At 60.4% G+C, this 26,286-nt stretch carries 25 protein-coding genes and 1 tRNA gene; 17 read left to right on the plus strand and 9 right to left on the minus strand.

Translation table 11 applies throughout. The features are described 5' to 3' along the window. Window positions 1-102: 102 nt before the first annotated feature. Both K1X12_RS05775 and K1X12_RS05780 read left to right on the plus strand, forming a co-directional pair. Window positions 103-1,071 carry an ABC transporter ATP-binding protein gene (locus tag K1X12_RS05775; protein WP_220986672.1) on the plus strand — a complete coding sequence of 323 codons (969 nt, stop codon included), beginning with the start codon at window positions 103-105 and terminating at the stop codon, window positions 1,069-1,071. Further along, the gene (locus K1X12_RS05780; protein WP_220986673.1) at window positions 1,071-2,474 is read left to right on the plus strand and encodes an ABC transporter permease; all 1,404 of its coding nucleotides are present in this window, start codon (window positions 1,071-1,073) and stop codon (window positions 2,472-2,474) included. The genes K1X12_RS05775 and K1X12_RS05780 overlap by 1 nt, the downstream gene beginning before the upstream one ends. Here the strand turns inward: K1X12_RS05780 and K1X12_RS05785 are convergent. Both K1X12_RS05785 and rpsU read right to left on the minus strand, forming a co-directional pair. Next, window positions 2,471-4,183 carry a M61 metallopeptidase family protein gene (locus K1X12_RS05785; RefSeq protein ID WP_220986674.1) on the minus strand — a complete coding sequence of 571 codons (1,713 nt, stop codon included), beginning with the start codon at window positions 4,181-4,183 and terminating at the stop codon, window positions 2,471-2,473. The genes K1X12_RS05780 and K1X12_RS05785 overlap by 4 nt on opposite strands. Before the next feature lie 71 nt (window positions 4,184-4,254). Then, window positions 4,255-4,509 carry a 30S ribosomal protein S21 gene (gene rpsU, locus K1X12_RS05790; RefSeq protein WP_367179257.1) on the minus strand — a complete coding sequence of 85 codons (255 nt, stop codon included), beginning with the start codon at window positions 4,507-4,509 and terminating at the stop codon, window positions 4,255-4,257. 90 nt (window positions 4,510-4,599) lie between these two features. On the opposite strand from rpsU, the gene K1X12_RS05795 reads away from it, so the two are divergent. From K1X12_RS05795 to K1X12_RS05805, 3 genes are all read left to right on the plus strand, one after another. Beyond that, on the plus strand, window positions 4,600-5,217 hold the full coding sequence (locus K1X12_RS05795; protein ID WP_220986675.1) for a COQ9 family protein: 618 nt from the start codon (window positions 4,600-4,602) through the stop codon (window positions 5,215-5,217). Between the two features lie 267 nt (window positions 5,218-5,484). Then, window positions 5,485-5,820: a DUF2794 domain-containing protein gene (locus tag K1X12_RS05800; protein WP_220986676.1), complete on the plus strand. Its 336-nt coding sequence runs from the start codon at window positions 5,485-5,487 to the stop codon at window positions 5,818-5,820. A 153-nt stretch (window positions 5,821-5,973) separates the two neighbouring features. Further along, window positions 5,974-6,315 (plus strand): hypothetical protein, encoded by a 342-nt coding sequence (locus K1X12_RS05805; RefSeq protein WP_220986677.1) that lies wholly within the window; start codon window positions 5,974-5,976, stop codon window positions 6,313-6,315. A gap of 43 nt (window positions 6,316-6,358) precedes the next feature. Here K1X12_RS05805 and K1X12_RS05810 read toward each other — a convergent pair whose 3' ends face one another. Continuing rightward, window positions 6,359-8,182 carry a DUF885 domain-containing protein gene (locus K1X12_RS05810; RefSeq protein ID WP_220986678.1) on the minus strand — a complete coding sequence of 608 codons (1,824 nt, stop codon included), beginning with the start codon at window positions 8,180-8,182 and terminating at the stop codon, window positions 6,359-6,361. Between the two features lie 166 nt (window positions 8,183-8,348). On the opposite strand from K1X12_RS05810, the gene K1X12_RS05815 reads away from it, so the two are divergent. From K1X12_RS05815 to K1X12_RS05835, 5 genes are all read left to right on the plus strand, one after another. Next, complete coding sequence (locus tag K1X12_RS05815) at window positions 8,349-9,137, plus strand: SapC family protein (protein ID WP_220986679.1); 789 nt, start codon at window positions 8,349-8,351, stop codon at window positions 9,135-9,137. 169 nt (window positions 9,138-9,306) lie between these two features. Then, window positions 9,307-11,448 carry a protein-disulfide reductase DsbD family protein gene (locus tag K1X12_RS05820; RefSeq protein ID WP_220986680.1) on the plus strand — a complete coding sequence of 714 codons (2,142 nt, stop codon included), beginning with the start codon at window positions 9,307-9,309 and terminating at the stop codon, window positions 11,446-11,448. 49 nt (window positions 11,449-11,497) lie between these two features. Beyond that, the gene (locus K1X12_RS05825; RefSeq protein WP_220986681.1) at window positions 11,498-12,145 is read left to right on the plus strand and encodes a redoxin domain-containing protein; all 648 of its coding nucleotides are present in this window, start codon (window positions 11,498-11,500) and stop codon (window positions 12,143-12,145) included. Between the two features lie 132 nt (window positions 12,146-12,277). Next, on the plus strand, window positions 12,278-13,267 hold the full coding sequence (locus tag K1X12_RS05830) for an alpha/beta fold hydrolase (protein WP_220986682.1): 990 nt from the start codon (window positions 12,278-12,280) through the stop codon (window positions 13,265-13,267). Between the two features lie 97 nt (window positions 13,268-13,364). After that, on the plus strand, window positions 13,365-14,219 hold the full coding sequence (locus tag K1X12_RS05835) for an ion transporter (RefSeq protein WP_220986683.1): 855 nt from the start codon (window positions 13,365-13,367) through the stop codon (window positions 14,217-14,219). Here the strand turns inward: K1X12_RS05835 and K1X12_RS05840 are convergent, their stop codons facing one another. The 4 genes from K1X12_RS05840 to ggt all read right to left on the minus strand — a co-directional run bounded on the left by K1X12_RS05840 (window position 14,220) and on the right by ggt (window position 18,190). Then, window positions 14,220-15,041, minus strand: coding sequence for a ferredoxin--NADP reductase (locus K1X12_RS05840; RefSeq protein WP_220986684.1), 822 nt, complete (start codon window positions 15,039-15,041; stop codon window positions 14,220-14,222). A 91-nt stretch (window positions 15,042-15,132) separates the two neighbouring features. Next, on the minus strand, window positions 15,133-15,681 hold the full coding sequence (locus K1X12_RS05845; protein ID WP_220986685.1) for a rhodanese-like domain-containing protein: 549 nt from the start codon (window positions 15,679-15,681) through the stop codon (window positions 15,133-15,135). 111 nt (window positions 15,682-15,792) lie between these two features. After that, window positions 15,793-16,380 (minus strand): thymidine kinase, encoded by a 588-nt coding sequence (locus K1X12_RS05850; protein WP_220986686.1) that lies wholly within the window; start codon window positions 16,378-16,380, stop codon window positions 15,793-15,795. A 28-nt stretch (window positions 16,381-16,408) separates the two neighbouring features. Continuing rightward, window positions 16,409-18,190, minus strand: coding sequence for a gamma-glutamyltransferase (gene ggt, locus K1X12_RS05855; RefSeq protein ID WP_220986687.1), 1,782 nt, complete (start codon window positions 18,188-18,190; stop codon window positions 16,409-16,411). A 158-nt stretch (window positions 18,191-18,348) separates the two neighbouring features. Here ggt and K1X12_RS05860 point away from each other — a divergent pair, with 158 nt between their 5' ends. The 5 genes from K1X12_RS05860 to K1X12_RS05880 all read left to right on the plus strand — a co-directional run bounded on the left by K1X12_RS05860 (window position 18,349) and on the right by K1X12_RS05880 (window position 22,184). After that, window positions 18,349-19,332 carry a P1 family peptidase gene (locus K1X12_RS05860; protein WP_220986688.1) on the plus strand — a complete coding sequence of 328 codons (984 nt, stop codon included), beginning with the start codon at window positions 18,349-18,351 and terminating at the stop codon, window positions 19,330-19,332. A 12-nt stretch (window positions 19,333-19,344) separates the two neighbouring features. Beyond that, window positions 19,345-20,469: a serine protease gene (locus K1X12_RS05865; RefSeq protein WP_220986689.1), complete on the plus strand. Its 1,125-nt coding sequence runs from the start codon at window positions 19,345-19,347 to the stop codon at window positions 20,467-20,469. Between the two features lie 54 nt (window positions 20,470-20,523). Continuing rightward, a tRNA-Arg gene (locus tag K1X12_RS05870) sits at window positions 20,524-20,600 on the plus strand. Between the two features lie 108 nt (window positions 20,601-20,708). Continuing rightward, window positions 20,709-21,479: an SDR family NAD(P)-dependent oxidoreductase gene (locus tag K1X12_RS05875; protein ID WP_220986690.1), complete on the plus strand. Its 771-nt coding sequence runs from the start codon at window positions 20,709-20,711 to the stop codon at window positions 21,477-21,479. A gap of 168 nt (window positions 21,480-21,647) precedes the next feature. Continuing rightward, the gene (locus tag K1X12_RS05880) at window positions 21,648-22,184 is read left to right on the plus strand and encodes a hypothetical protein (protein ID WP_220986691.1); all 537 of its coding nucleotides are present in this window, start codon (window positions 21,648-21,650) and stop codon (window positions 22,182-22,184) included. Between the two features lie 403 nt (window positions 22,185-22,587). Here the strand turns inward: K1X12_RS05880 and K1X12_RS05885 are convergent, their stop codons facing one another. Continuing rightward, window positions 22,588-23,139, minus strand: coding sequence for a sigma-70 family RNA polymerase sigma factor (locus K1X12_RS05885; RefSeq protein WP_220986692.1), 552 nt, complete (start codon window positions 23,137-23,139; stop codon window positions 22,588-22,590). Between the two features lie 348 nt (window positions 23,140-23,487). Further along, on the minus strand, window positions 23,488-24,060 hold the full coding sequence (gene efp, locus K1X12_RS05890) for an elongation factor P (protein ID WP_220986693.1): 573 nt from the start codon (window positions 24,058-24,060) through the stop codon (window positions 23,488-23,490). Between the two features lie 135 nt (window positions 24,061-24,195). Between efp and epmA the strand changes: the two genes are divergently transcribed. Beyond that, window positions 24,196-25,233, plus strand: coding sequence for an EF-P lysine aminoacylase EpmA (epmA, locus tag K1X12_RS05895; RefSeq protein WP_225908065.1), 1,038 nt, complete (start codon window positions 24,196-24,198; stop codon window positions 25,231-25,233). Next, window positions 25,230-26,279, plus strand: coding sequence for a lysine-2,3-aminomutase-like protein (locus K1X12_RS05900; protein WP_220986695.1), 1,050 nt, complete (start codon window positions 25,230-25,232; stop codon window positions 26,277-26,279). The genes epmA and K1X12_RS05900 overlap by 4 nt, the downstream gene beginning before the upstream one ends. Window positions 26,280-26,286: the final 7 nt, after the last annotated feature.

Genomic DNA, 26,286 nt, shown 5'->3' on the forward strand with positions numbered 1-26,286 from the left:
GGCGCGGGGTTAACCCGGTCGCAAAGCCTTCTTCGGCATACCTCTTGAACTTTATCGAAAATCGCTAAAGTTCTAGACGATGCCGATTTCAGGAGGCCGCCTTTGAGCGACGCGCCACTCACCCTTTCCAATGCAACCAAGCGATTCGGCGGTTTTACCGCCGTCAGCGGGCTTTCGTTTGAAGTGCCTGCCGGACAGATCGTTGGCTTTCTGGGCCCCAACGGGGCCGGGAAGTCGACCAGCCTGCGCATGTCTCTGGGGGTTATGGCGCCGGATGAGGGCGAGGTGCGCCTGTTCGGCGCGGCGCCGGAGCTGAAGAGTCTGAAGCGGGTCGGCTTTCTTCCGGAGGAGCGCGGGCTCTACAAGAAAATGACCGCGCGCGACACGATCACCTATTTCGCGCGCCTGAAGGGCATGAGCGCCAGTGATGCGCGGGCGCGGGCTGATGAGCTGCTTGAGACCACGGGGCTCGGCAAGTTTCGCACAACCCGCATTTCGAAGCTCTCCAAAGGGATGGCCCAGAAGGTTCAGATCCTGTCGACGCTGGCTCACCGGCCGGACTTCCTGATCCTGGACGAGCCGTTCTCCGGCCTCGACCCGATGAACCAGCAGACGCTGGAAGACCTGATCCGGGCGGAACACGCCCGCGGGGCGACGATCCTGTTTTCCACCCATGTGATGGAGCACGCTGAGCGGCTGTGCGACCGGATCGTGATGCTGGCGCGGGGCCGAAAAGTGCTCGATGGGACGCTGGACGAAGCCTATGCGACGCTGGGCAGCGGCGCGCGGATCACGCTGGAGCCGGGCTTCGATCTGATCGCGGCGCTGACGCCAAAGGGATTTGAAGTGCAGCGCGCGGCCGATAAGGGGCCGGGCGAGGCCTGGCGGGTGGAACTTGCGCCGGGCAGGGGCGCGCAGGATGCCCTGCGGGCCGTGCTGGAAGCGGGCGCGCCGGTGATCGGCTTCCAGCCTGAAGAAGCGCGTTTGCGTGATGTGTTCGTTTCACTGGTGGGGGAGGCGGAAGCCGCCTCGCTTGATGTGCCCGTGGCCGCCCAAGGGGAGACTGTGTGATGCGGAACATCTATCTGATCTTCCGGCGCGATTATCTTGGCTATGTCAAAGCCTGGGGCTTCTGGCTGAGCCTTGCGGCGGTGCCGATCTTCCTCGTGATCGGGGCAAGCTTTGGCTATTTCGCGGCAACGGCATCGCCGGTGCGCTATTACGCCGTGGTCGAACCATCGGATGTGTATGCCGGGGCCATCGAAGGTGAGTTCCAGCGCCGCGCAGAGGAAGCCGTCAAGGAAGCAAGGGCGCTGGCCGAGCAGATGAACATTCCGCTCGATGAGGCACAGCATCAGATTGAAGACGCGACGGGCGGACGGAAGTATTTCGCGGTGCCTCCGCCTGCGCAAACGCTTGAAGAGCTGCGCCCCTGGCTGACCGGCGAGCGCACTGTTGCAGGCCCGGCGGGCGAGAAGCCGCTATTTGCCGTGTTCATCCTTTCCGAAGATGGCCGCCAGCTCGAATATTGGAGCAATGACGTCAACATCGACTCGCTGCGCAGCGCCGCGGAGATTGCGATGCGGGACCTCGGCCGGCGCGACGCGCTGGCGGCGGCTGGTCTGGATGCGGATTTCCTGAGGCAGGCAGATGAAGGGGCCGTACAGGTTCCCGCCTTCCGTCTGACAGCGACCAAGGCCGGCGAAAGCGGCGCGCAGGTGACCATGGCAGACCGGGCGCCGGCGATTGTCTCGGCCGCGCTTGCCTATTTCCTGTGGCTGATGGTGTTCTCGATCATCCAGTACCTGCTGATGGGGACGATTGAGGAACGGTCCAACAAGATCTTCGACACGCTGCTGACCTCGGTTCAGCTGCCGCAATTGCTGGCGGGCAAGCTGCTCGCCGTGTTTGCAGTAACCTCGACCATGATGCTGTCCTGGTCACTGTTCGGCATCGTCGGTTCAGCGATTTCGGCAAGCCAGGTGCCGGGCATGGCCGACATGATCCAGCCATTCATTGCTGCGGCGACAGATCCGAAGCTTCTTATCCCAGCTCTGGTGAGCTTTGTGCTGGGGTACATTCTCTATGGCGTGCTGTTCATGGCGCTGGGGTCGCTATGTGACACGATCCAGGAAGCCCAGACGCTGCTCAGCCCGATGATGATCCTGCTGATGCTGCCGATGTTTGCTATCTTTGTGGCGTTTCAGGACCCGGGCTCACCTATCGTGGATATTGCAGCCTGGGTGCCGATCTTTACGCCGTTCCTGCTGATCCTGCGGATGCCGCATGACCCGCCGATGTGGGAAGTGCTGGCGCAGATGGGGTTGATGATACTGGTGACCGCGCTGGCGGTCTGGCTGGCGACCAAGGTCTACCGAGCCGGCGCCGTGCATGGCGCCGGGATCGGAGAACTGGGCGGCATGGTGAAGCGCGCCGTCGGCCTGAAAGGCAAGCCGAAAGCGACTCAGCCTTAAAGGCCTGCCAATCGCTTGCGGCACCCGTCGGCCGCTTCCGGCGAGAGGTCTTCAAAGATTTTCAGACGACGGACGGGCCGCGGCTCGGCGGCGATGGGTAGCCAGGTGATGTCGGCACTCGTTCCGGCCAGGCTTACGGTTGCAGTTTTCTCGGTCGGGTTAAGCCTGTCCTGGCTGGTTTCGGACCAGTTGGTGATGTGCATGCCATTGCGCAGGCCAGCCGCCCAGGCGGCACTGTTGCGTTTGACCCCCTGGATAATCCAGCCGGCGCGGCGCGTTGCTTCGAAATTGAAGCCGCGCTCCCAAACGGGTTTGGATTCCGTGATGATTACCCCGCAAGGGGCAAACGTGTCTTCCGCCAGCGGGATATCGTTGCCAGCTTCCGCCATTTGCTCAATGGCGCTGCGTGCATCCCATCCGCTTTCTTCAAGCAGAGCCGCCAGCAGGAGGTCCGTGGCCTGAGCATTTGGCGCTGCGCGGGAAGCGGCCTGCATGGCAAGCAGGATGTCGTCGAAATCCTTGTTGCCCTGTGTCCGCGCGCGTACCCCGGCGTCCAGCCATGTCGCAATCAGCATGCCGCGCTGATAGGGAAGGTCGCCGATCTCGGGGGTGGTCCAGAAGTCACGGATGATCGCCGTGTTGGGGGCATTGCGATAATCTGACAGGTCGTAAGCAGACAGTGACCGGTTGAATCCTTCTGCAAATCGCTCCGGCGACCAGTGCCCACCGCGCGCGAGTGTGCGAAAGGTTGTCCAGTCCGTGAAGCCTTCAGACAGCCAATAGGCGCCCGCGTCGTTCTCTTCAGGCATACGGCCGATGCGGCCAGGCACCCAGCTGTGAATCATTTCATGCGCGATAACGGGCAAGCCGGTATCAAGGTCCATATTCTGCGAGACGAAAAGGGCGAAGGCGTCGCCAAGCCCCGTGCCGCCAATAGACATGGCGCGCGGGCCCATATCGGATGCAATGACCGTCACAAGGAAGGGTTCGTCCTCGGTCTGCCAGTAGGCGCGCTGATCGGCCGAGATGTGGACGAATGAGGATTTCCATTCTTCGTCGGTGATGTGGTCCAGCTTTCCGGTGAGGGCGAGGCGGCCACCATTGCCTGCGTCGATGATGCGGATGCCGCCGCCGAACAGAACGCTGGAATGCAGGTCTCCGAGATCCATGGCGCGGCCATGGGTGCCATGCTCAAGATCGGAAACGAAGGGTATGCCGCTCTGGCTGAAGGCGGTGAGATCCATCCTGACCGGTGTGTCATCGGGGAGGTGTTCCGGGCGGATGAGCACCGTGTGGCCGAGAAGGAAAAAGTAGTCGGAAGAGAATCGCGGTCGGTAATCGTTTCCGCGTCCTTGCTTGCTGTCGGGCGGGCCTTTACCCGCGCTGGGCACTTTCCAGTGAAGGGTGATCTGCGCGCCGGGCGCGTGATGAAGGATCAGCCCGGCGGGGGAGGAGGCGGGCAGGATTTCCCCGCCCTCCGCCGTGATAGCATCGAGGCCGAGATAGAGCTGAGCTTCGCCGCCCCACCTGTCGGGCAGGCTGAGGGCGGTTTCGCCATCTTCATCGCCAGGAAAGGTGAGGGTCAGGTCCAGCCCGGTGACCGCGCCGGACGAGAGTTGCGGCGCGATTTGCCACAAAACAGTTTCGCCGCGAGCGATTCCCGGAAGGAATGCGATCGCGGCGAACAGAAGAAGAGCCCTGAAAGTCATAAATCCCGCCTTTTCAAACCGTACGCTTTTTATAAAAGCGCAGGGCGGGAATGACTACAAGTGTAATCTTATTAAACGATGCCTTCGCGCTGAGCGCGCTTGCGAGCAAGTTTGCGGGCACGGCGCACGGCTTCAGCGCGCTGGCGGGCTTTCTTCTCGGAGGGCTTCTCGAAGTGCTGACGGGCCTTCATTTCCCGGAACAGGCCTTCGCGCTGCATCTTCTTCTTCAGAGCGCGCAGGGCTTGTTCAACGTTGTTATCGCGGACGACGATCTGTACTATGGGACTTCTCCATCGGGTTCTTTCGGGCGCCAGGCACCCTGGAATTCGTTAATTACGGGCCTGACAGCCTAAGAAGCGGCGCCTATATCACGGGGAAATGCCTTTAGCCAAGCCCCTCGCGCCGGGATTCGACACATGACGACACCGCCTTCCGTTCTGCTTCGCCGCCGTTGGCTGGAAGCCCTCCTGCCGGAGGTCGTTTTTGAGGGGTGGAGCGAGGTTGCGGCCGTAGCAGCAGCCGAAAAGGCCGGTTTGACCGAGGGCGAAAAAGCGCTTGCCGCGCCGCGGGGCGTGATCGACCTGATCGATGGCTTTTTCGACGAGGCAGAGACTGCGGCCAAGGCGGCTCTTGAAGGGGAAGATTTTGAGGGTCTGCGCGTGCCTGAAAAGGTGAAATGCGGCGTCCTCGCCTGGCTCGAAGCGCTCGAGCCGCACCGGGAAGCTGTTCGGCGGGCCGCGAGCCGCGGCTTCCTGCCCTGGGGCGCGGGGCCTGCATTGCAGCGCAGCTGGAAAGTTGCCGACATGGTCTGGACAGCGGCAGGTGATGCCTCGGAAGATTATAACCGCTTCTCCAAGCGAGGCCTGCTCGCCAGCGTCATTCCCGCCATCGTGCTGCACTGGGCCGATAATCCGTCAGCGGAAGACCTTGAGTCGTTTATTGATCGTCGTCTTTCACATGCGTCCGGACTCGGACGAACCGCCGGGCGATTCGTTAAACCGTTCCTTGACCGGCTGCCACAAAAGCACGCGTAAGCGTGCCGCCACGACCCAAGTTAAAAGTCTTTATTTTCAGGGGAGTAAGGTGTCGGACGGTGGCTCTACAAACACCCCAGGGGGCTGGGGGGGCTGATGGGTCCGGGGCGCTTGTCAACGTCCTCCGTCCGACAAGGCCAAGATGGCTGCCCGATGCGGCGTGCACAAGGCCGAATTGCGGTGAAAAAGCGGAAGCGGGATTAATTCTGCGTAAGTTGCGCGAGGGGCTGGACGCGGCGCTCAAGCTGTGACGAAACTGTAATCGATATGACGGATTCTTTCCACAGGAAATCTGCGCCGGAGCCGGTGGTCGCCTTCCAGAAGGCCGAACTCCAGCCCATCTTGGATGTCTATGGTCGGCTCGTGATTGCGGGCGAGGCGCGCGACTACGCTATTGGTATGGATACCGATGTGGCGACCTTCGCAATCTTCCGGCGGCACGCTGAAAGTCCAACCTGGCGAATCGAGAAAGAGCCGGCATTGGCGAATCGGCAGGGGCAGTATGCGGTATACGGATCTGCCGGTCAGGTGTTGCGCCGGGGGCGAGAGCTGAAGCAGGTTTTGCGGGTGTTCGATACCCGCCGCTTCTCGATTGTGCGTTAGCGCAGTCCCCACCTTTTCCACAGCCTGTTCACACCCTCTGAAGCGGGAATTGGTTAACTCTGCGGTATCCAATTAACTCTTTGTTTACTAAAAACTTCTTGCGAACCAAAATGGAACATTATAGGAACAACTCATTGGGAACGGAGCAGGAACATGTTCGGTCAAGTGAGCTTTCGCGGTAGGTCTGGTAAAGCGTGGAAATTCCAGCGGACGGCGGCAGATGCCCCTTGGGCACGTAGTGCTGGCGTTGTTATCTTTGCGGCGCAGGATGCCTGTGGCTGGCGTGTTTACCGGGTCATGGAACTGACCGGGCGTCCGCACGACATCCAGCCCATCTGGGCCTTGGCCGAAGCCGAGCGCTATGGTGCCAATGCGGTCTTCCTGGCGATGGAATTTGACGGCGCGGCGCGTAAGTCGATGGTGGCAGATCTGGAGGCCGGTTTCATGCCGGTGTGCCGCGCTCCGCAGGAACCAGCCGTGCGCCTGGCAGCTTGAACACATTCTCTCCCGCCGGGGGTATGCCGCGCAGGGCGGAGGCTTAGTTCTCCACCTGCGCGGTGTACCAACGGGTGACATCATCTTCGACCATTCTGAGTGGGCGTGGGCCGCCCGTCAGGATGATGCGGTGAAACGCCTTGGCGTCGAATCTCGGGCCAAGTACGCGGATTGCGCGCTCCCTCAAGTCCAGAATCCGTTCGCGGCCTAGCCAGTAGGCGGCCGCGTATCCCGGCCGCACGGTGTAGCGGTCAACTTCATCGGCGCATTCTTCCGTGCTGAGGCCTGTAGTCTCTGTGAGATAGGCAATTGCTTGGTCGCGGGTCCAGCGCTCGCTGTGGATGCCGGTATCAACGACGAGACGGGCCGCCGCGAGCAGCGTAGACTGGAGATAGCCTATCCGGCTCAGGGGATCTTCTGAATACAGACCAAACTCGTCCGCGATCGTTTCTGCATAGGCGGCCCAGCCTTCGCCGTAAGCCGCGTTCCAGATCAACTGGCGGGCGAGGGGGAGGTTTCCTTCTGTGTGGGCGACACTGCCTTCGAGGTGGCGGCCGGGCACAAGCTCGTGAAACGCAGTCGCCGCGAGAGAGAAATCCGGCCAGTCGGCCATGCGGGTTAGATTGATTTCAATACGGGCCGGTGCAGTTTCATCCAGCGCCTGGGGCAGATAGGTCGTCGCCGGAAGGTAGCCCGCGAAAGCCGGCGGAACGGCGCGTACGCCTGCCGGTTCGGGGGCAGCAAAGTCGAACTCTTCGGACAGGACCGCCCTTGCGCGGTCGGCATGTGTGATAAGCTGGCCAATCAGGGCGGCGCGGCCTTCTTCCGTGTCAGGATAGATTTGTTCCGGTTGCGCGGCGAGAAAGGCAAGGCGCTCTCCGACGCTGCCGCTGGTCAAGCCCAGCGCCGCAAGGGCTTTGTCGGTTTCTGACAGGAGCGCTGTGACTTCGCGCTTGCCCCGTTCATGCAGGCCGGCGGGAGATGCGTCATCGCCGGTATAGGCTTTGAGAGCGGCGGCGTAGTAGGCCGATCCCTCCGGCAGCTGCCAGACGCCAGGCAGTTCGGGGGCTGTATTGGCAAGCTTGTTCACGCTCTCGGCAAAGGCCTGATAGGCGGGCTGCACATTACTTGCGGCGATGCGGCGGACATCTGCGATCAGCCTCGCGCGCTCGTCTTCGTCTAGGCCATCAATGCCCGCCACAAGATTTTCGAATGTAACGACGGGGGGGCTCAGGTCTGACGGTGCAGCTGCGGCTGCTGATGCCAGTTCAAACATTCGACGCAGAACCGGAGCAGGCGGCACGGCGCCGGCCTGCGCGTCGGCTTCCAAACGCCGCCGGTCATCCTCGATAGCGTCTGCGAATTGGGCCATTCGGTCTGCAAAGTCGCGCGCGTCTGCCGGCGTTCGCAGCGGGTGATAACGGGCCAGCAGATCGGGCACTTCGAGATAGGCGCCCCGTGTATGGTCGGCGACATAGGGATAGGAGGCCGTCAGGTTCGAGGTGCCGTGGCCAGCCATGAAAAGCGTTTCAGCCATCTCGTGGGCCGTGATGACCGTGTCGAGGTCACGCGCGAGAGCGCTGCCGCGAGCCGGGCGTGTGACGCGTATAAGCAGATCGCGCGTTTCCAGCCTTGAAAGGCGAGTACGCTCGTACGCGGCCTGGGAGCGATCGGTCAGATAGCGGTTGTAGGGAAATCCCGCTGCCTCGGGCGGAATTCCAAGGCGCGTTCCCAGTTCGGGATCGCGGGTCAGCTCATTCTGGGCAACAGTTGTCAGCGTCCGCTCTATCTCTCGTGCGACGCGGCGAGGCGTGCCTTCCGGATCGGCGCGCGGCGTGCAGGCAACAGGCAGGACAGCAAAAATCAAGGCTGCACAAAGTCCAGCCGGGAACAGTTGGGCAGTTCTGCGTCTGTTTACGGCTGGCATGACACTTATATTACTCGGTTTTCACTGCAATTGAGCCTGTTTCGGGTGTTGTGGCCATAGTTTATTTCCGTTACTTCTCCGGCAAAATTTCGAGGAGCCACTTAACGTGACAACGCCTATTCAGACTGGCGGCCAAACCGCACTTTCCGGTCAAGTTCTGTTCTACAAGAACCCGCAACCGCTCTCGGCCGAAGAACACGGCGGTCTCGGCGTAAAACAGATCCCGCAGCCGTTCAGCTTCCTGCGTGAAGCGCACGCTGTTCCGGTGACGGTTACCGAGTTCGGCATCGCTGGCGCTTCCTACCCGGTGATCTTTGTGGGCGAAGACCGCACACCGGTTGCCGTCATGGGTGTTCGCCAGGGGCAGAACCTCTATGTGAACGAGCAGGGTATGGTCCTTGAAGACTATTACATCCCGGCTTTTGTTCGCCGTTACCCGTTCGTCTTTGCCGCTGACGAAGGGTCCGATCGTCTGCTGTTGTGCGTCGACCGCGCTGCGCCAATGGTTTCCAACCAGCCGGAGGTGCCGTTCTTCCAAAACGGCCAACCGACCCAGTTCACCAGCGATGCTATCGAGTTCTGCAAAGAGTTCGAGCGTCAACGCCGTGCCACGATGGAATTCGTGAAGCTCATTCGGGACATGGACCTGTTCGAGCAGAAGTCGGTGACCTTCCAGCCGCGTGATCAGCAGGGCAATAATACGGGTCCAGTGCAGAAAGTGGCAGACTACTGGGCAATTTCCGAAGAGCGCCTCAGCGCGCTGGATCCGGAGAAGTTCCTCGAGTTGCGCAACAATGGCGCCCTTGGCGCCTGTTATGCCCACCTCGTCTCGCTGCTCAACTGGTCGAAAGTGGTCAACCGCGCTGTGCGGACGCCGCCGGTCGGCGAAGCCTGAGCTAAGCGGCTGTCAGCAAGACCATGCGGCCCTCCCTGTCCGGGAGGGCCGTTTGTTTTTGCGGCAATACCCACCTCCGCGGCATCACGAACCGGCGAGCGGGGGTTTCCCGTCTGCCAGCAGCAGCGCATATGAAGCAGGACTTGTAATTCTGAAGGAGCGGTTGCGGATGACAGGTTTGTTCCGGCGCCTCGCCATAGCGGCTTGTGGCCTATTTCTGGCCGCCGGCCTTGCGGAGGCGCAGATGGAAGATCGCCGCGCTGAAGGGGTGCTCATCGCAGACCATGTCAGCGTTGCGCCCGGAAGCAGGGTCTACGCGGCCCTGAAGATGACGATGGATGAAGGCTGGCACATTTACTGGCGCAATGCCGGCGATGCTGGACTACCGCCGCAGCTGATCCTCAAAGAAGGAACGACACTGCCGGACGGTGCGGTCGGCGATTTTCTCTGGCCGTTGCCTCATGTGATCCCCGTCGTGGAAGGCGAGATCATGGACTATGGCTATGATGACGAAGTTGTCTTCGCATTCCCGGTAACCGTGCCTGCGGATGCCAGTGGAGAGATCCGGATCGTTGCCGAAGCCGACTATTTGATCTGTGAATCGATCTGCATCCCTGAAACGGCGGATGTTTCGCTTTCGCTGCCGGTTGGTGAGCCTATCGAAGATGCCGCAGGCGGCGCCGAGATTGGCCAATGGATAGCGCGTGTTCCGGCTGCTTTCGGCGGCGAAGCGAGATTTGACGACGCCGTGACGCCCTGGACGCTTTCATTGCGCCAGCCGGGCGGATTTCCTGAAGGCGCGCAGATACGTTTTTTTCCGTTTGGCCACGAAATCAGCCATCCGGCCCCCCAGCACCTGCGCGCAGGGCCGGAAGGAGCAACGCTTTCTCTCACGCCCGACCAGTTTGGCCAGGTTGAGGAAACGCTGGCAGGGGTGATCCGGATAGACGCGCCCGGCGCAGAACCGGTCGGCTATGAAATCGCTGCGACACGGGGAGAGGTTTTCGCCGGAACCGCCGACAAAGATATTCCGCTGGCACCCACCAGTACGGGGGCAGGTTCCAGCGCCGAAGCAGGGGACCCGGCGGCTCTCGGCTGGGAACGGATTGCGACATTGGCTTTCTTTGCCTTCATTGGCGGCCTGATCCTCAATCTCATGCCTTGTGTCCTGCCGGTGCTTTCAATGAAGGCAATCGGCATGGTGCAGGCGGCGGCCACCGGCCACGCCGGAGAGCTGAAATCCCATGGCGTGTGGTATACGGCAGGTGTGCTCGTTTCCTTTCTTGCGCTGGGCACGGCTCTGCTCGCGGTCCGTCAGGCGACGGGCTTTGCGACACTTGGCTTCCAACTGCAGCATGCGCCAACGGTGGCCGTGCTGGCGCTCGTCATGTTCGCGGTGGGCCTCTGGCTTATGGGCTTTTTTGAGCTTGGTATGTCCGTTCAGAATCTGGGCGGCGGCCTGGCCGCCAAGAGCGGCGCTGCGGGGGCTTTCTTTACCGGTGTATTGGCCGCTGTCGTGGGCGCGCCTTGCGTTGGACCATTTCTGGGCGCTGCCCTGGGGGCAGTGATCAGCCAGCCTGCGCCAGCCGTTATCGCTGTGTTCCTGGCGATGGGCTTTGGTATGGCGCTGCCCTTTCTGGTGCTCAGCTTCGTACCTGGCTTGCATCGCCTGTTGCCCAAGCCTGGCAAATGGATGGACACGCTGAAGCAGGCGTTCGCGTTCCCGATGTTTCTTACTGCGGCGTGGCTCCTTTCCGTGGTGGCGGGGTTGGCGGGAGCTGGCGCCGCTGGCTGGACCCTGGCCGGGGCGACTGCGCTTGTCTTTGCCGTCTGGCTTGGCCGGCAGGGCGGGGCCGTTCGGCGCGGCTTGGCGATTGTCGCGCTGGGCGCTGCATTTATCTATCCGGCGGTTCAGGCAAATGTGCCTGAGGCAGCCATATCCGGTAGTAGCCAGGCGGCGTTTACCGGGACCTATGGCGAAGCTGCCTGGAGCCCGGAGACAGTCGTCGAAAAGCTGGCTGAAGGCCGCCCGGTGTTTGTGGACTTCACCGCGAGCTGGTGCGCGAGTTGCCAAGTGAACAAGCTTACGACGCTTAAGACCCGCAAAGTGCAGGAAGCGTTCACGAATGCCGATGTGGCCTTCCTGGTGGCGGATTTCACGCAAAAGGATCCGCTGATCTCAGAGGAGCTGAAGCTGCGCGGACGCGCGGGTGTACCCATGTATCTCTGGTACCCCGCGGGGGCGAGCGAACCGCAAATTCTTCCAGAGCTGCTCACTCAAGAACTTGTCATTGGACTTGTCGAAGGCTGACGCACCTATATTTCCCTAACAACAATTCTCGACGAGACCGGAGACCAAAATGATCCTTTCCCGCCGCAATTTCAGCCTCGCTGCCGGCATGGCCGCGGCCGTTGCCCTCACGGCTGGCGCCTTGATCGCTTCAACTGCCGAAGCCGCTCCATCGGCCGCACCTGGATCGATGGCCCCTGCATTCACCGGCAAAACGTCTGATGGGGAAACCATCTCGCTCAAGGATTTTGCCGGAAAGACGGTGGTTTTGGAGTGGTCCAATGATGGCTGCCCCTTCGTGAAAAAGCACTATTCGGCGCCGCCTTCGAACATGCAGTCGCTGCAGAAATCAGCAGTGTCGAATGATATTGTGTGGCTGACTGTTATTTCCTCGCGCCCTGGATCGCAGGGGCACGTTTCTCCTGAAGAGGCAAATGAACTGACCGCGTCGCGCGATGCTGCGCCGTCGCATGTCATTCTCGATGAAAGTGGCGACATCGGCCGCCTTTATGGGGCAAAGACGACGCCGCACATGTTCGTCGTCACGCCTGAGGGCGAGTTGGCTTATGATGGCGCGATCGACTCCATCGCATCGGCCCGTGTCAATGACATTGCCAAGGCAGACAATTACGTCACCGCCGCGCTGGCCAATCTTGCGGCGGGTGAAGCGGTCGCGACGCCTGTGACCAAGCCATATGGCTGCGCTGTCAAATACTGAGGTTGGCAGCTTCATCGGATACATTCGAGGCCGGCGGTAAACGCCGGCCTTTTGTTTGGCCGCTTCTGACGTAGCGGTAGGCTTGCCGCGAGGCGGATATACCTTCAAATTTGATATTTGGAGGAGACGCTGATGAGCAAAGACAAGAGCCCCATCGTCAAGGACCAGCCTGTCGAGATGCCGTCTGAGGGCGGTCCGCTCGCCGAGTATGGTGGCGCGTTGCCGCCATCGCCCGCCTGGTTCCGAGAAGCTGTCGCCGTGCCTTACGAGACGGGCAGCGTCATTGTGAAGGGCGCTGAAGTTACCTATCAGCGCTGGGGCAAGAAGGGGGCTCCCGGGCTTTTGTTCGTGCACGGAAATGGCGCGCATGCGCATTGGTGGGATTTCGTCGCGCCCTACTTTGCCGAGCATTACAATGTCGCGGCGCTGACTTTCTCGGGCATGGGCGATAGCGCGTGGCGTGAAAGTTACGACATGGAGACTTTCTCGTTGGAGGAAGTTGCTGTCGCAGAAGCTGCCGGACTCTTCGATGGGCCATGCAAGCCTGTCATTGTGGCACATTCCTTTGGCGGCTTTGTAACCTTGGTGACCGGCGCGTCCCATGGCAGCCGGTTTGAGGGGATGGTGATCGTCGATAGCCCGGTGAACCCGCCGGAGCGTCCGCGTGGCGGGCCCTCAAGAGCTAGCCGTCCGCACAGGATCTATCCTGATCTTGCCGCCGCGCTGGCCCGGTTCCGGCTTGCTCCGCCGCAGCTGTGTGAAAACCACTACGCCATGGATTACATCGCCCGGTGGAGCCTGAAGCGCGCAGACGGCGGCTGGACCTGGAAGTTCGATCCGATGATCTGGACCCGGTTTGAGGCAGGCAATGATCCGGCAGAACTGCTGAAGGCCGCGCAATGCCGAGTTGCCATTATTCGCGGCGAGGAAAGCGCGCTGATGCCAGATGATGTCGGTGACTATATGCGCAGCCTTATGGGGTATCAGGTGCCGTTTGTCTCCGTGCCCCACGCGCGCCACCATGTGATGCTGGACCAGCCAATTGCCTTCATTTCGACGTTGCGAATGCTGCTGGCCGAATGGGACCATTCCGATCCGCATCGCAGCGTTTCTGGCAAATAGCGATCAGGCGCGCCGGCAAAACTTCTGCCACATTCCTTTTGCTTGATCGGTCCGGCAGGGGGGCTAAGGCTCGCCCGGATAGCGAATCGAGGGGACAATGAAACAGGGTACGCTTGACCTGAATACGCATACTTCTGCGCCGGAGCGTTTCATCGAACGGCCGATTGTGCGTGATGCGATTATGGTGCTGATCGTTTTGAATGCGATCGTGCTGGGGGCTCTGACCTATTCCGAACACCTGCCCAAATGGCTGGTGACTGCGCTGAATGTGTTTGATTCTGCAGTGACACTGATCTTTGCTGCAGAGCTGGCGCTGAAGCTCGCGGTCTATCGGTTGAATTTTTTCAAGCTGGGTTGGAACTGGTTCGACTTCATCGTCATCGGCGTTTCGCTTGTGCCGGGCGGATCGGCGTTCTCTGTCCTGCGGGCATTACGCGTGCTGCGCCTTTTGCGCCTGCTGCACTTCATTCCAACGATGCGTCGCATCACCGAAGCGCTGTTGACCGCGTTGCCGGGAATGGGCGCGATCCTGATGATCCTTGGCCTCGTATTCTACGTCAGCATAGTGATGGCGACCTATCTGTTCAGCGGTTCGCAGAACACGGAAAACTTCTCTACCCTGACGGCTTCTGCGCTTACCATGTTTGAAGTGCTCACCATGGAAGGCTGGAATGGCCATATGCGTGACCTGCTGGCGGAATATCCGTGGGCATGGGCGTTCTTCATCCCCTTTATCCTGTTCACCGTGTGGGCAATCCTGAACCTCTTTACGGCGGTGATCGTCGATTCCCTTCAGGACAGCGCCATCGAAACGGTTCTGGAGAAGGAACAGGAGATGGATGCTGAAATGGAGGCGCACGACATCCGGCGCCACAATGAGCTGATGGCGCTCATACAGGAACTCCGCGCTGAAGTTCAGGAACTGAAGAAGGGTAGCGGCGAAGCGGGCTGATCAGCCCGCAAACGCTTTCTCGATCACGAACTCTGCCGGCGCTGCATTCGAACCTTCGGTCAGGCCACCTTTGAGCATCAGCGCTTTCACGTCCTGGATCATTTCCATGGAGCCGCAGATCATCGCGCGGTCTGTCGCCGGATCGAGCGCGGGGACACCCAGATCCTCGAACAGCTTGCCATTTTCTATAAGGGTGGTGATGCGGCCCATGCGGTCGTGCTGTTCGCGGGTGGTCGAAGTGTAGAGCTTCAGCTTGTCGCCCACCATCTCGCCAACCAGCGGATCGTCCTTGAGGCTGTCGATCAGTGTGCGGGAGTAGGTGAGCTCACCGACATCGCGGCAGGTATGAGTAACAATCACCTCTTCATAGCGCTCATAAGTGTCAGGATCGCGCACCAGGCTGGCAAACGGTGCAAAGCCCGTCCCAGTGGAGAACATGTAAAGCCGTTTGCCAGGCGTCAGCGCATCAAGAACAAGCGTTCCGGTGGGTTTGCGGCCGAGCAGAACTTTGTCGCCTGGCTGGATCTTCTGGAGCCGAGAGGTCAGTGGACCATCTGGAACCTTGATGGAGTAAAACTCCAGTTCCTCATCCCAAGCGGGGGAGGCGATCGAGTAGGCGCGCAAGAGTGGTTTGCCATCATCCTTGTAGAGTCCGATCATCACGAACTCTCCGGACCTGAAGCGGAAGCTCTGCGGCCGGGTCAGGCGGAAGCGGAACAGCCTGTCAGTGTAATGCTCCACAGCGAGGACAGTTTCCTCGGTGGGACCATTCGGATTTACCTTGACCGGTGCTGCTTGCCCGGCGGATGCGTCGGCGCTCATGCCCCAAGACCTCCAAGTCTTTCGTGTTCCGGCGTCAGTTGACGTGGGCCCGAAGCAAAAGCAATGCGTCAGATGAACGATTTAGTTTTACTCAACCTTCCGAGGTCACCCATCCGATGCGTGGATCATCTAGGGAATACGCGCCATCAAGCTCATAAAGGTTCTGATAGCCGTATCCGTAAAGGTTCACATAGGTCGCAATATTCAACGCCAGCGGCGCGCTTTTCAGCATGACGGGCGCGATGTCATCGGTGAAGTTGTTGTTGCAATAAATCAGGACGCGACGGTCCTTGTTGCCGATAATGGCAGCCAGCTTTTCTTCGGTGAAGTCTGAGAAGTTCAGGTTGATTGCGCCTTCAATATGTCCCGCTTCGAAGGCGGACGCACTGCGTGCGTCGATCAGAAGCGTATCAGGATCGGACCGCAATTCGTTGAACGCGTTTATATCGACGAGGCGATTTACGCGATGTGGACCAGCTTCGGCAGTGAGGGAGACAAAGCCTTGATAGTCGATCTGGCCTGCAGATTCCTGCGCCGAGGCGAGGCCGGGCTTCATCAGGCCGATCAGGATGAAGGTGAGCGCCAGGGCCGCCACGCCGGCAGCGATTGGCAGGTGAGGTCTGTTTGCAGGGGTTCGCATCGTGATGCCCTCCATTCCTCAGGCATCATCGAGGCTAGGCCCGACGTGCGGCTGAAATATGCGTCAGTTCGGGCAGAACATGCGAATTTTGTGCCGGTTTCGGGGCAGCGGTCAGATGCCGGTCTCGCGTCCCATGCGTTCTTCCCAGTGGCGCCGGCAGACGGAAAGGTAGGTCGCCTTTCCAATCGAGATCTGTTCGCCCTCGGTCAGTGCCTTGCCGTCAGGGCCGAGCCTTACGACCATAGTCGCTTTGCGCCCGCATTCGCAGATTGTGCGGACTTCTCGAAGCTCATCTGCGAATGCCAGCAGGGCTGAGGACCCTTCGAACAGTTCGCCCTGAAAGTCTGTGCGCAGGCCGTAGGTCAGCACCGGAATGCCCAGATGGTCAGCGACGCGGGCGAGTTGCCAGACCTGATCCTTGGTGAGGAACTGCGCCTCATCCACAAAAATTGCGTCAAGCTTGTGTTCGGATAGCTGGGATTGGACGACGGCTAGAAGGTTCGTCGCGGCGGTATACAGCGTTGCTTCTGCTGCAATGCCGATTCGTGAGCTGATGTGTCCGTCATCTGCGTCGCGATAGAGCGCCGAGGTCATCAGAAGGACTTCCATCCCCCGCTCGCGGTAGTTGTAGGCCGCTTGCAGGAGGATGGTGGATTTGCCGGCATTCATGGCGGCGTACGAGAAGTAGAGTTTCGCCATGACGGACCTGAGCGGGAAGGATGGGAAGTTACCGAAGCGAGAGAGCGACGCCTTCGCGGCGCGGATCGGCGCCGCCTTCGAGGCCCTCATCGCGCACGACGATGAGGTGAAGTCCCGAATTCTCACCGGTGCGCTCTTCGACCGTATACCCCATATCACGTAGGGCTTCGGCTGCCTGCGGACCGCCGGCGATGTCGATCTCGACGCCAATCGTATCGCCGCGAGCGATCACGTTGGGAAGCGCTGCGGCTTCCTGAGCCGACTTGCCCCATTCAAGCACACCGACCAGTGTCTTGGAGACATAGGCGATGATCGAATTGCCGCCTGGCGAGCCAGTCACCATGAAGAGTTTGCCGTCCGGATCGAACACAAGCGTTGGCGACATGGACGAACGGGGGCGCTTGCCCGCAGCAACTGCGTTAGCGACGGGCTTTCCGTTCTTTTCCGGGATGAGTGAGAAGTCTGTCAGCTCGTTATTTAGCAGGAAGCCGCCGGTCATGCGGGACGAACCGAAGGCCGCCTCAACCGTTGCGGTCATGGAAACGGCGTTACCGTCCAGATCGATGATGGAGATATGTGTGGTGCCTGCGCCAGGCGTTGTCGGGTCTTCCCCCCACATTGGACGCAGCGGCGCGCCACCTAGAACCACGCCGGGATCTCCCGGGAATACTTTGCCATCGGGCGCGAACGCTTCTTTCGCGCGCGCCTCAATGTAGACCGGATTGATCAGGTCTTCCGTTGGCACCGTCACATGGTCTGCATCGGCAACGTAGTGATCGCGGTCGGCATAGCCAAGGCGCTGAGCGTCCACATAGGCTTTCAGGTATAGGCTCTCATCCGCATTCACACCTGCAGCAGGTTTCAGGTGTTCGTAGAGTCCCATGATCAGATTTTGTGCAACGCCGCCAGAGCTGGGCGGGGGCGCAGAGCAGATCTTGTATCCCGATTGAAGTGTGCCGCACACGGCAGAGCGGACTTTCACCTCGTAGCTGGCAAGGTCGTCCAGCGTCATGTTTCCGCCGTCCGGGCCTTCATTGACGGCGTTCACGATCTCGGCTGCGGTTTCGCCGCGGTAGAAGGCATCGGGGCCTTCATTCGCGATCGATGCGAGGGTCGCAGCATAGGCCGGATTGGTGCGGCGGAAGCCGGCCGCCAAAGGCTGGCCATCGGGGTAGAAGTACGCCGCCGTCACCGGATTGTCGTCGAGACGGATAATGGCGCGCAGGCGCTCTGAGGCGAGCACTTCAGCAAGGCGCGGCGAAACTTCAAAACCGTCTTCGGCGAGTTCAATAGCGGGCTGAAACAGGCTGGCCCAATCTGCGCGTCCAGCAGCTTCGTGGGCTGTTTTATAGAGCGCGATCTGTCCAGGCACGCCAACAGAACGGCCTGACTGCCAGGCCGTCACGAAGTCCATCGCCTGTCCGTCTTTGAAGAACCATTCCGGGCCTGCGGCAGCTGGCGCGGTTTCGCGTCCGTCGAATACAGTGATTTCGTCATGTGCACGGTCGTAGTAGACCATGAACGCGCCGCCTCCGATGCCGGAGCTTTGCGGCTCAACCAGTCCGAGTACGGCATGAACGGCGATGGCGGCATCGACTGCGTTTCCGCCTTCCCGCAAAACTCGAAGTCCGGCTTCAACCGCCCGCGGATCCGCCGCGGCGACCATGGCGCCCTTCGTCCAGGAAATGTCGCCAAGCGCTTCAGTCTCCGACGCCTTGGGCGTTTCACTTTCTGGCGGCGCAGATGCAGACGGCGCGCAGGCGGCAAGCAGGAGTGTGGTGGCGGTGAGGAGAGACGTGCGGATCAGCATATCGGGAGCACCTTCGGTCTTTTTATGAGTTAGCGCCGGTTTAAACCTGCTCTTCCCGCAAGTCACCCTTTGTCGTGCAAGCGAGGCCGCCATCCTTGTTGGTGCAAGGCCAAGCGCCTATGACACTGCAACGCCGAAACAGAAGGGGCCTTCACAGAATGGCAAAACCGGGGCTGCGCAATCTGATTACGGATGTGGACGGTGTGTTGGTTGGGCAGGCCGAAGACCTTCAGGCCTGCACGGGCGTTACCGTGATCGTGCCGGATCGTCCCGTCATGGGGACTGTGTGTGTCGCCGGTGGTGGGCCGGGAACGCGCGAAAGCGATGTGCTGTCCGCCGGGCGGCTTGTGTCAGACAGTATTGATGCCATTTGCCTTTCAGGCGGGTCTGCTTTCGGGTTGGCGGCTGCCGATGGGGTCATGGCGGGGCTGAAAGCGGAGGGGAGGGGCTTTGCCCTTGTGCCGCGGCCGGGTGTGCCGGCGACCCCCATCGTGCCCACTGCAATCCTCTACGACCTGGCTAATGGCGGCGACAAGGAATGGGGCGATGTTGCGCCTTATGCTGCTCTTGGCAGGAATGCGTTCGATAGCGCCGGAAAGGGCGTTGTACTCGGTAAGGCTGGTGCCGGTTTGGGCGCTCAGGCTGGTGCGGCACCGGGCGGTACAGGTTCGGCGAGCATCGTAACGAACGACGGCCTCACGATCGGCGCCATCGCGGCGGTCAACAGCTTTGGATCTGTCCGCATTCCCGGCTCAGATGCCTTCTGGGCGTGGCCGTTTGAAATAGCCGGAGAGTTTGGCGGCGCGCGCCCTGGCGCTGACACGATGTTCGATCCCGAGGATTGGGGCGCAGCGAAAGCAAATCCGACCCCGCGTGAGAATACGACCATTGCCTGCATCGCCATCGATGCCATGGTCAGCCATGATGAGTTGCAACGCATTGCCCAGATGTCGCTTGCCGGCATGGCGCGGGCGATCCGGCCTGTCTTCGCACCAACAGATGGCGATGTTGTGTTCGTCATTTCAACGCAGGCACGGCCCGTTGAGGGCAGTCGTCCCCTCGCCATCGCGCGGCTCGGCGAACTTGCGGCCGGAACTCTCGCCCGGGCTATCGCGCGTGGTGTATATGAGGCGGAGCGGTAGGAGGGACAACCGATGAACAGATACATCAAGCTGGCGGTGGGGGCCGCCATACTCTCCGCGCTCGGCAGCTGTATGGTTGCCGGTCGGGACGCCGACATCGAAGACTGGCCAGGCATGGCCTCTTTGCAAACTGTAGCGGGCAGCCGGATTTATCATGAGTGCGGCGCAACGATGATCGCGCCGGAATGGGCACTCACGGCGGCGCATTGTGTTGAAAGCGCGCGCATGGAGGCCAGTGGCCGCGCGGCGCAATATATGGAGGGCGACGACGGCCAGATGAGCCGCTTCGGAACTCTTGCGGTCGCGGTGGGATTGGGTGACCTGACTATCGTGCCGCGTGATTCCGTGTTCGCCGTGCGCCAGATTGTTGTTCATCCCGGTTATCGCGCCGGGGAACCAGAGCGTGGATATGATCTCGCGCTCCTGCGTATCGCTGGTCAATGGGACGGGCCCACCATGCCGATTGATGGCCTGACCGGCGTCGCCGGTGACTTGATGCGCCCTTATGCGGATATTCTGGCTGCTGGATACGGAAAGCTGGGCGAGACGGCTCAGGGACAGGAAGGCACCGGGCGAGGGGGCCGCCATGTGCGAGCGCCGTCTCTGGTGCTGCAGGAAGGATACGTCCCGGCGGTCGATGTCGGCGTCTGCAACCAGCAGGTCCGCGCGCGCATCAATGAGGCGGGCCTTGCAGCTGTCTATCCCGGCGTGAGCATCGATCCGGAGATGCAGCTGTGCGCCGGCATCGGCGGGTCGGATGCGTGTCAGGGCGACAGTGGCGGTCCGCTTGTGATCCGCGACGCGACGCGCAAGCCAGTTCAGGCTGGCATTGTGAGTTGGGGCATGGGGTGCGCACGCCCGGAAAGCCCGGGCGTATACATGCGCGTGTCGGCTTTTTCCGAATGGATCAGCGACGTGACGGGGCTCGAGCCTGCCAGTCCGCCAGCCGATGTCGTCTCCACAGAGCCGGAAAGTCAGCCCGAGATTCCAGCTGACGAGGCCGTGACCGATCCTGAAAATGCTGCTGAGACGCCTGAACCTGCTGCAGAAGACGACGATGCGGCAGATGGTGGTGACGCGGCGCCATCCCCTTCAGAACCAGCAACTGAAGAGACTGCACAAGATACCGGTAATTGAGGCTTGCAAGGTCACAAACCCGACTGTATGTGTCCCGCTTCTTCAAGTGGCCAAGCACCCGTAGCTCAGCTGGATAGAGCACCAGACTACGAATCTGGGGGTCAGGAGTTCGAATCTCTTCGGGTGCGCCATTTTTCTGAAAATTGATCGACGCCTGCGCTCTTTATCGGTTGAGGGGAGTTGGATTGCGCGTCATTGGCCGTAACATTCACCGGATAAGCTCCGGGAAGGAAACGGCTATGGATCTGAATTTGAAGGGCAAGAATGCCATAGTTCTTGGCGGAACGCGGGGCATCGGGCGCGCGATCGCGGACACGCTTGCCGGGGAGGGGACCAATGTCGCGATTTGCGCTCGCAATGCGGAGCAGGTAGCTGCTGTAGTCACCGAACTTGCGGCGCTCGGCGTGAAAGCAATCGGTGCGTCTGTGGATGTCACCGATGGTGCGGCGCTGAAGGCCTGGATTGCTGACGCCGGCACGCAATTCGGCGGTATCGACATGCTGATTTCGAATGCTGGCGCCATGGCCCAAGGAAATGATGTTGCCTCCTGGGAGCAGAACTTCCAGCTTGATGTGCTTGCTGCGGTGAACGCGTTTGATGCGGCTCAGCCTTTCCTCGCCAAAGCGGGGCAGGCGAACGGCGACGCAGCCTTTGTGATCATTTCATCGGTTTCTGCAGCGCAGGCTGACCGCGCAGATTCCTATGGCCCGATGAAGGCCGCGCTCATCCACATGGCAAAAGGCCTGGCACGGCAATACGCTAAGCAGCGCATTCGCGTGAATGTCGTTTCACCGGGCATGGTGTTCTTTGAAGGTGGTGTCTGGCACATGGTCAAGACCAATGCGCCGGACTTTTTCGAGCAGGCTAATGCGCGAAATCCCACCGGCAGATGCGCAACGCCGCAGGAAATTGCCAATGCGGCTGTTTTCCTGGCGAGCCCAGCTTCTTCCTACACAACAGGTTCAAACCTGATCGTCGATGGCGCCGTTTCAAGCCGGGTGAATTTCTGAATTTTGACAGAAACCGCTGACCATGTGGTTGAGTTTCGGGCGATAATCGTAAGGCCGGGTGGCTTTGACAACAAATCATTATCAGGGTTGCTATGAGCGCGGCATCAATTGAAGCTTTGAGGCAGTTCGGAAACTTTGTCGTAGCAATTGGTATGTTCTTTGGCTGACATGGAAAAGAGCGTCAAAGTTCAGAGACCTGAGATGCCAGACGAGTATGTCGAACTGGAGTATGACCAGCAACGGCTCGCGGCGAGCCGGGGCGTTCTCGAGCTCGCCGTCCGGCAATTGCGAGCATTCGCGCGTTGCGCCACGGGGAGCGTCAACGAGGCGGATGAGCTGGTTGAAGACGCGTTGATGCTGTTTTTGGCTGAGGATCGGGTCGTGGATGAAGCGGGAGCCTGTTTCGCCGAGCTTCTGCGCATGTTCAGAACGGCCTATGAGCGGAATGATGCCCTTCTGGCGGGGCGTGTTACCCCGGACGACCAGTTGGCGACCTTGATGCAGCTTACGCTTCCGGAGCGGGAAATCGCTGCGCTTTGCCTGGGCGCTGGCATGACCGCTGAACAGGCTGCAACCCTGCTCGAAATTCCGAATGAAGATGCCATGTGCCTGCTGGAAGGCTGCCGCAGTAAATTGCGCGTTCAGGACATTCCCGAGTGGCCATTCACGCCGGCCCCGAATTATCACGGCGATTACTTGTTATAGGTTAGCGCACGCCTGATGGCGAGGCTTCCGGCATTGGTAATCTTTGGAGCTTTCGGAGTTAACATGAGTGAAGCTTTCATCTCCACATTTCGGGGCTGATAGACGGAACGGATTCTTGGCTTCCGCGTATAGGTAGGTGAAGCCGGAAGGGGGTGCAGTGATCTCAGCGTCCTCCAGCAGCGGGGCGCAAACCTGCCTTCCTTCCGGCGTCCCTGCTTCGCTTCAGGTCCCATCCCTTTGAATGCGAAGACTGTGGTCTGGTTGCCAGTCGTTCCGGCTGTGCGCACCTGACCCAAACACTGGCGCAGAAGCGCTAGCTGATGCGGATATCGGACGCGTGGTCGTCGCCGCAAAGCTCCGGGTTTCCCCAGAACGGGGAGGCTCGGAGTTCTCAGTCCGGGTTTCAGGCGGCTTTAGGGCTTTCAGGAGCGGCGGCCTGCGGCTCAGAAGTCGGATCCATTTGAGGGCGGGCAGGCGCATTCATAATGCTGGCCAATGCTTCACGACCCCGGCTGACGCGGCTCTTCACGGTTCCTTCGCTGCAGCCCAGAATGTGTCCTGCCTCTTCGTAGCTGAAGCCAGCGACGAGAACGGTCAGTACCGCATCTATTTGCGTATCTGGCAGATGCTGCATTGCTTTCTGCATTGTCTGGAAATCGCAGGCCCATTCCTGATTTGCAGGGACAACGAGCGCATTTTCAGCGCCAGCAGGATCAAGCTGCGTGGAGCGCCACGCGCGCCGCCAATGCTGTGCATGGGCATTGCGAAGAATACGAAACAACCAAGGCTTCATGGGGGCGCCGTCGACAAATCGTTCCCGTGCTGACCAGGCTTTAAGGCAGGTTTCCTGCACCAGATCATCGGCGAGGTCGTCTCCCTTGCAGAGCTGTCGCGCGAATGCGCGCAGATGCGGGACCATGGCTTCCAGCTGGGCAACAAACTCCGCTTCGTTCATGCTCTATGTCTCATCATCGCCAGACCGGGGGGCTTTCAACGGGGGCTCCTCTCTGCAGCTGACTGCCGCCCAATTTGCAGACGAGGAAAGTGTACCACCTGGCGGCGCCCGGCGTGATCCATCTTTCGTGTAATGCAATCGACGCGAGTATCCGGGCGCGGAGTTAACGACTTGTTTTCAACCCGTTGGCTGTCGCCCTTGTAACGAAGGGATGTTTGGCAAAAAAAAAAGAGCCGGCGCGATCGGCGCCGGCTCAGGGTACAAGATAGATGGCATAGCAACTGGTGCTACAAACATCCGTACGCGTGAGAACCGATTGCAGTTCCCAGCTATTTCATTGCTTTTCGTTCAGTCTTTGGCGCGCTCTAGATAGCTTCCGTCTTCCGTATTGACGACAACACGCGTTCCAACGCCGACATGCGGTGGAACCATGATGCGAACACCATTGTCGAGGATTGCCGGCTTGTAGGAGCCCGAGGCCGTCTGGCCTTTGACCACTGGCTCGGTCTCGACGATTTCAGCGGTAATGCGCTGGGGAAGGGTGATGGACACCGCCTCGCCATTGAACATCTGCAGGCTAACGGTCATGTTTTCCTGCAGGTAAGGCGCGCCGTCGCCGACCATGCCGCCGGGAACAGTAACCTGCTCGTAGTTGCCGCTGTTCATGAAGACGTAGTTGTCGCCTTCGGGATAGAGATAGGTGTGTTCGACTTCTTCGACGAAGGCCTTCTCGAGCTTGTCCGAGGTCTTGAAAGTATTGACGACTTTGATGCCATCGGAGATGCGGCGCATCTCGATGGTGGTCGTCGGTGTACCTTTGCCGGGGCGGAAGGATTCCGCTTTGAGGACAACATAAAGTTGGCCGTCGGTGTATTCGATGATGTTGCCTCTGCGGATATCCGCTGCGATTTCAACGGCCATGGAGTGTTCCTGAGTTGCGAGAGCGAAAGCGCCGCTATATACCGCCTCCGCGCCGTTTGGCCAGCCGCAACCTGCGGGTTTTCCGCCTTGCCCAGGCGTTCCCCTCCTTTCCCGAAGGCCTGTATTCTCATGGAAATGCCCCCCTGGTGGACACCTGAGGCTCATGCGCGCCGGCGTGGATACCTGCTGGCGAGGGGGCGGATAAAGTCTGCGATACGCGGTTGGTTTGAGGGGCAGGGGTTTCTGGAAACCGAGTGCGGGGCGTTGGTGTTTTCGCCGGGCAATGAGGCTCATTTACAGGCATTTCAGACGCATTTTGTGTCAGAACGGGGACAAACAGGGACGCTTTACCTCCATACATCGCCCGAATTTGCCATGAAGAAGCTCCTGGCAGCGGGCGAGCGGCGGATTTTCGATTTTGCGCGGGCCTACCGGAATGGCGAAGCGGGGCTGCGCCATTCGCCGGAGTTTACCATGCTGGAATGGTACCGGGCCGAAGAGCCGATCGAGACTGTGATGGCAGATTGTGCCGCCCTGACGCGGGCCGCTGCTGAGGCTGCCGGCATGTCCGAACTGGTCTGGAAGGGACAGGTGTGTGACCCGTTTGCAGAGCCAGAATTCCTGACGCTGGTTGAAGCCTTCCGGCGCTATGCCGGCATCGAGCTGGAATCGTATTTCAATGACGCCGAGGGGCTGCGCGCGCAGGCCCAGTCGAGCGGGATCGGCATACCCAAAGGGGCGAGCTGGACGGACGTGTTTTCCGCGATCCTCGTGACGAAGATTGAGCCCGAGTTGGGGCAGGGGCGGCTGACATTCCTGCATCGCTATCCGATCAGCGAGGCGGCGCTGTCGCGTCCGGCGCCGGATGATCCGCGCTTTGCCGAGCGGTTTGAGCTTTATGCCTGCGGCGTTGAGCTGGCCAATGGGTACCGGGAGCTGACGGACGCAAACATTCTGGAAGCCCGTCAGCGTGCCGAGATGGACCTCAAGGAGGCGCTTTATGGCAACCGGTATCCTCTCGACCCAGACTTCATCGCGGCAACCGCGGCGATGCCTGAGGCGAGCGGGGTGGCGTTGGGGTTTGACCGACTGGTGATGCTGGCGAGCGGAGCGCGCCATATCGAGGATGTGCTCTGGACGCCGCCTGTGCTGCCGCCGGGAGTGCGCCGATGAAACCCGTGACCCACAGAAGTGCGAATGACCTTCTTGCCGCAGGCCTGATCGGCGCCGATGACTTTGAGATGGTTTCGAAAATTGCCGAGCAATACGTCATCGCGGTGCCGGAGCGGCTGGCTGGATTGATCGATGCCAATGACCCCCAAGACCCTATCAGCCGCCAATATATTCCGGCAGCGAATGAACTTGAGACATTTCCGGGCGAAGACACCGATCCAATTGGCGACAATGCGCACAGCCCCGTGCCGGGCATTGTGCACCGCTACCCGGACAGGGTGCTGCTGAAGATCACCTCCACATGCCCGGTCTATTGCCGTTTCTGTTTCCGGCGGGAAATGGTTGGGCCGGAGAAAGGCGACGCGCTTAGCAAGGCAGATGTTGATGCGGCCATCGACTACATTGCCGGTCATCCGGAGATTTTCGAGGTAATCCTCACCGGCGGCGACCCGATGATCCTGTCACCGGCACGCGCAGGCGAACTGATGAGCCGCCTGGAAGCGATTGAACACCTGCGGGTGGTGCGCTGGCATACGCGTGTGCCGGTCGTCAGTCCGGAACGGGTAACGCCGGAATTTGTCGAGGCAATCCGGGGGCGGACAAAGGCTGTTTTTGTGGCGATCCACGCCAACCACGCGCGGGAATTCACGCCTGATGCGTTGGCATCTATCCGGCGCCTTGCGAATGCTGGCATTTCGCTGATTTCACAGTCCGTGCTGTTGCGCGGCGTGAATGACAGTTTCGAGGCGATGGCGGACCTGATGCGCGCTTTCCTGTCGGCGGGCGTAAAACCTTACTATCTGCACCAGTTGGACGCGGCGCCGGGAACGGCGCATTTCCGCGTGCCGGTGGAGGAAGGGCAGGTGCTGGTCCGCCAGCTGAGGGATGAGCTGACGGGGCTGGCAACGCCGTATTATGTTGCTGACATTCCGGGCGGCGTTTCCAAAGCGGTGATGAACCTTTCGGACATTGAGCAACGTGGAGACACCTTCCGCCTGCGTGGACGCGATGGGCTGGACTATCCGGTGCCGGGACAAGGCGGCTGAGCCACGC

Source organism: Hyphomonas sediminis (genome assembly GCF_019679475.1).
In the GTDB taxonomy this organism is placed as follows: Bacteria; Pseudomonadota; Alphaproteobacteria; order Caulobacterales; family Hyphomonadaceae; genus Hyphomonas; species Hyphomonas sediminis.